Annotated in this window: 2 protein-coding genes; both read right to left on the reverse strand. The window is 73.0% G+C overall.

Translation table 11 applies throughout. The features are described from left to right. A partial coding sequence (locus LQV45_RS30655) for an NAD(P)/FAD-dependent oxidoreductase (RefSeq protein ID WP_230011026.1) occupies window positions 1-475 on the reverse strand: 475 nt, incomplete at its 3' end. Then, window positions 472-1,509 (reverse strand): uroporphyrinogen decarboxylase, encoded by a 1,038-nt coding sequence (gene hemE, locus LQV45_RS30660; protein ID WP_230011037.1) that lies wholly within the window; start codon window positions 1,507-1,509, stop codon window positions 472-474. The genes LQV45_RS30655 and hemE, both read right to left, overlap by 4 nt. Between the last annotated feature and the right edge of the window lie 148 nt (window positions 1,510-1,657).

A 1,657-nucleotide genomic window follows, 5' to 3' on the forward strand; every position in this document is an offset into this window, starting at 1 on the left:
CACCGAGGCTGCGCTGGTGACCGATCGTCAGCGGCGGCCGCAGGCGATCGACGTACGCGCGCCAGGCGCCCGCCCACCCGATCACGCGCCGCACGTCCGGTGCCCACGGATTGTCCGGGATGCCGAGGATCCCGCCCTTCGGCAACGGCGCCGCCCCGATTCCGGGGACCCCCGCGACCCACGCTCCGGCGGGGTTCGGGGCGACCACCTGATCGGCGAGCCCGAGTTCGGACAGCAGGCCGCGGACGATCCCGCCGCGGGTGGCGAAGCTCTCCGCCCCGACGTCGAGCGTGAGGCCGCCCACCTCGGCCGAGCGCACGACTCCCCCGAACACGTCGGAGGCTTCCAGCACCGTGACCTGCATGCCGACCTTGGCGCACTCCAGCGCCGCGACGAGACCGGAGATCCCCCCGCCCGCGATGACGATGCGGCTCTCGTGCGCGTGCTCGGCGAGCCTCTCGAGCGGGTCGCTCACATCGTCTCCCCGTGCGCGTGGGCGACGATGCGGCTGAGGACGGTCGGGTCGGTGTCGGGCGGCACGCCGTGACCGAGGTTCAGGATGTGCGCGCGCGCCGCGCGGCCCCGCGCGAGGATGTCATCGATGTGAGCCGCGAGCACCGGCCACGGTGCCCCCAGCAGCGCGGGGTCGATGTTGCCCTGCAGCGTCGTGTCGGGGCCGACGATGGCAGCGGCCTCGTCGAGCGGCATCCGCCAATCGACGCCGACCGCGTCGGCGATGCCCCCCAGACGCATGTCGGCGAGGAACGGCCCGGTGCCGACGCCGAAGTGGATGCGGGGCACCTCGATGCCCTCGAGCGCGGTGCGGGAGTGCGGAGCGACGAATTCGAGGAACGCCGATCGCGACAGCGAGCCGGCCCACGAGTCGAAGAGCTGGACCGCCTGGGCGCCGCCGGCGATCTGCGCGTCGAGGAACGCCTTCGACACCTCCGCCAGCCACCCGGCGAGCCGATGCCACGACTCCGGGTCGGCGTACATCATGCCCCGGGCGCGGAGGTGCTCCTTCGACGGACCGCCCTCGACGAGGTACGCCGCGAGCGTAAACGGGGCACCGGCGAAGCCGATGAGCGGCACGGCGTCGTCGAGCTCGCCGGTCACGAGGCGCACGGCCTCGCGCACCGGCTCGGCCGCTGCCGCCACGTCGGCGGGATCGATCGAGGTCACACGCGCGACGTCGGCGGCGGTGCGCACCGGCTCGGCGAACACCGGGCCGCGACCCGGCTCGATCTCGACGTCGACACCGGCGAGACGCAGCGGCACGACGATGTCGCTGAAGAAGATGGCGGCATCCACCCCGTGGCGCCGGATCGGCTGCAGCGTGATCTCGGCCGCGAGCTCCGGGGTCAGGCACGCGTCGAGCATTCGGGTGCCGACCCGCAGGTCGCGGTACTCCGGGAGCGAGCGCCCCGCCTGTCGCATGAACCACACCGGCTGCCGCTCGGGACGGTCGCCACGGAGGGCACGGAGGAGGGGCGCGTCGGGGGTGGCCATGGCATCCATCCTTCCACTCGGCTCCGCTGAGCGACGAGGATGCCTCGACGTCGAGAGGCGACCAGGAATACCGCGCGGGGGCCGGGCGTAGAATATGGATGTGCTGCTCTGCGTGAGCGCGAGTCACAAGACCGCGTCCTTCGATCTC

Source organism: Microbacterium sp. Bi128 (genome assembly GCF_918698205.1).